At 68.7% G+C, this 3,135-nt stretch carries 4 protein-coding genes; 3 read left to right on the plus strand and 1 reads right to left on the minus strand.

What is annotated here, in order from left to right:
• Positions 1–130 precede the first annotated feature (130 nt).
• Entirely contained in the window at positions 131–670 is a 540-nt protein-coding gene (locus RMO04_RS16055) for a YbjN domain-containing protein (protein WP_309645779.1), read from the plus strand.
• Here the strand turns inward: RMO04_RS16055 and RMO04_RS16060 are convergent.
• Positions 667–1,584, minus strand: a complete 918-nt coding sequence (locus RMO04_RS16060) for a LysR family transcriptional regulator (RefSeq protein ID WP_309645780.1) — start codon at positions 1,582–1,584, stop codon at positions 667–669. The genes RMO04_RS16055 and RMO04_RS16060 overlap by 4 nt on opposite strands.
• A gap of 111 nt (positions 1,585–1,695) precedes the next feature.
• On the opposite strand from RMO04_RS16060, the gene RMO04_RS16065 reads away from it, so the two are divergent.
• Together RMO04_RS16065 and wrbA are read left to right on the plus strand one after the other, a co-directional pair.
• Positions 1,696–2,394: a pirin family protein gene (locus RMO04_RS16065; RefSeq protein ID WP_309645781.1), complete on the plus strand. Its 699-nt coding sequence runs from the start codon at positions 1,696–1,698 to the stop codon at positions 2,392–2,394.
• A 63-nt stretch (positions 2,395–2,457) separates the two neighbouring features.
• Positions 2,458–3,057, plus strand: coding sequence for an NAD(P)H:quinone oxidoreductase (gene wrbA / locus RMO04_RS16070; protein ID WP_309645782.1), 600 nt, complete (start codon positions 2,458–2,460; stop codon positions 3,055–3,057).
• The last annotated feature ends 78 nt before the right edge of the window (positions 3,058–3,135 follow it).

The following is a 3,135-nucleotide window of genomic DNA, read 5'->3' on the forward strand; positions in this document are numbered from 1 at the left end:
CGAGCGCGGCGAAAATCGAACGCATGGCGCTACTTACGGCGCACCGGCGGGGGTTGTCATCCGCCGGGCCCTCGCATGCCTCATTTCGGTCTGCTAGCCAGGAGACTTGAGCGGCCTGGAGCCCTGCCCGATGCGTCTTCACCTGTTCGCCGTCCTGGTCGTCCTGCTCGCCACGCACGCCGTCGCGGCGCCGGCCAAACCCGCCGCCGCCAAGCCCGCCGCTCCGAAGGCCGTCGCCAAACCCACCTTCGACGCCCGCGACCCCAGCGCAATCGCGACCTTCCTGGCCGGCACGGGGGCGAAGACCGAGACCGCGCGCGGCGCCGAGGGGCAGGTGACGATGAAGGTCGTCACCCCCGGCGGCGGCTTCGGCATGCAGTTCGCCAACTGCGACGCCAAGGGCAAGGCCTGCGCCGGCGTGGCCTTCTCGACCGGCCTGGATCGTCCCGCGCCGACGCTTGCCAGCATGAACCTGTTCAACAGCACCCAGTTCGCCTGCCGGGGCTTCGTGGGACGCGATGGCAAGCCCAACGTCATGTACTCGACCCTGCTCACCCCGCGGGTGTCGAGCGAGGATATGAAGCAGCACTTGGGCGTCTGGCAGGGCTGCCTGGGCGCCTTCTCGCAGTTCACCCTGGATCCCGCCGGCTTCCTGGCGGCGACAAGCTAGGCGTCAGTCGTCCAGGCGGCCGCCGCCAGCCGTTCCACGAGGAAGTCCGACAGCACCCTGACCCGCGCCGGCCGCAGGCGGCCCGGCGGGCTGACGACATGCAGGGCTGGGCGCGGCGGGCTCCAGTCGCACATGACCGCTTCCAGCCTTCCATCCAGCAGATCTCTCCAGCAGATGAATTCCGGCTGCAGCGCCACGCCGAGACCCGCCCGCAAGGCCGCGCCCACCGCCTCGGAATTGTTGACGCGCATCTGGCCGCTCACGGTCACCGCGTGTTCTTCCCCGGTCGCGTGGGCGAACCGCCAGATCTCAGGGCTCTCGACGTTGGAGTAGGTGAAGGCCCGGTGGTGGGCCAAGTCGCGGGGATGGTCGGGACGACCGTGGGCCTCGAAGTAGCCCGGTGCGCCCACCAGCATGATCCGCATCTCGCAGATCCGCCGGGCCAGCAGCGAGGAGTCCGCCAACCGCGCGATGCGGATCGCCAGATCGTAGCCCTCGGCGACCAGGTCGATCTTCGCGTCGGCCAGGTTGAGGTCGATGGAGACCTCGGGATAGCGCGCCAGGAAGTCCGGCAGGATGGGCGCCAGATGCAGCATGCCAAAGGACATTGGCGCGGCCAGCCGCACCTGTCCGCGCGGAATGGTCGATTGGGCCGCGGTCTCCGCCTCTACCGCCTCGCCCTCCGAGAGGATGCGGTTCGCCCGCTCCAGGGCCGCGCGGCCGCTCTCGGTCAGGGACAGGCGTCGGGAGGTCCTGTGGAACAAGCCCGTCCCCAGGCGCGCTTCCAATCTGCTGACCGCCTTTGAAACCGTGGCCTTGGAGAGGTCGAGCTCATCGGCTGCGCGGGCGAAGGCGCCCGTCTCGGCGACTTTCGCGAACACGGCCCAGGCTTCGAAGTCAGGAAGTTTCGACATGATGAATTCCGCAACGATCTGTTTCCATCGTTTCTATTTCGAAACTGCCCGGAAGGGCTACCTGTATCTCCAACAGCGGCCCTCACACGGAGCGGCCCGGGAGACAGACCGATGATCGACCATCGCCCTTTTGAAACCCTCGGCGGCGCCAACCACGGTTGGCTCGACGCCAAGCACCACTTCTCCTTCTCCGAGTACCACGACCCCAAGCGGATGAGCTGGGGCGCGCTTCGGGTCTGGAACGACGACAAGATCGAACCCAATTCCGGCTTCCCGCCGCACCCGCACGCGAACATGGAGATCATTACCTACGTTCGCACCGGGGCGATCACCCACCAGGACAGCCTGGGCAACACCGGCCGCACCGAGGCCGGCGACGTCCAGGTGATGAGCGCCGGCTCGGGCATCCGCCACGCGGAGTTCAATGTCGAGCCGGTGGCCACGACCTTGTTCCAGATCTGGCTGCTCCCGACCAAGGCCGGCGGCGAACCCTCCTGGGGCGCCAGGCCCTTCCCCAAGGGCGACCGCGCCGGCAAGTTCGTGACCCTCGCCAGCGGCATCGACGGCGATACCGACGTCCTGCCGATCCGAGCTGACGGCCGTGTCGTGGCCGCGACCCTGAAGGCCGGCGAGAGCGCCGACTACGACCTGGGCGAAGGCCGCTACGCCTATCTCGTCCCGGCGACCGGCTCGATCGAGGTCAACGGCGTCACCGCCAAGGCCCGCGACGGCCTGGCCATCCGCGACGAGAAGACCATCCGGGTCACCGCCCTGGAAGACGCCGAGCTGGTCCTGGTCGACGCCGCCTAACCGTTTCCTCCCCGAACTGGACCCCCGCCCCGGCGGGGGTCGCCTTTCCTCCCCGGAGCCCCCATGACCAAAGTTCTCGTCCTCTACCATTCGACCTACGGCCATATCGAAACCATGGCCAAGGCCGTCGCCGAGGGCGCCCGCCAAACCGGCGCCACCGTCGACATCAAACGCGTGCCCGAAACCGTGCCGGACGAACTGGCCAAGGCATCGCACTACAAGATGGATCAGGAGGCCCCCATCGCGACCGTGGCCGATCTCGCCGACTACGACGCCATCATCGTCGGCGTCGGGACCCGTTACGGCCGCATGGCCTCGCAGATGGCGGCGTTCTGGGATCAGACCGGCGGCCTCTGGGCCAAGGGCGGCCTGGTGGGCAAGGTCGGCGCGGTCTTCACCTCCACCGCCACCCAGCACGGCGGACAGGAGACCACCATCATGGCCGGGATCACCCAGCTCCTGCACCACGGCATGGTCATTGTCGGCCTGCCCTACGCCTGGGCCGGCCAGATGCGGTTGGACGAGATCACCGGCGGCTCACCCTACGGAGCGTCCACCATCACCGGTGGCGATGGTTCGCGGCAGCCCAGCGAGAATGAGCTGGACGGCGCCCGCTGGCAGGGCCGGCACGTCGCTGAGGTCGCCGCTAAGATGGCCGCCTGACCAAACGCGCCGCGGGACGTCCCCACACACCGCGTCCCGCTGGCCGCGACGCCCGCCCTCTCCAGCCCGGAGGGCGGG

The sequence above is a fragment of the Phenylobacterium sp. genome (assembly GCF_031412415.1).
GTDB lineage: Bacteria > Pseudomonadota > Alphaproteobacteria > Caulobacterales > Caulobacteraceae > Phenylobacterium.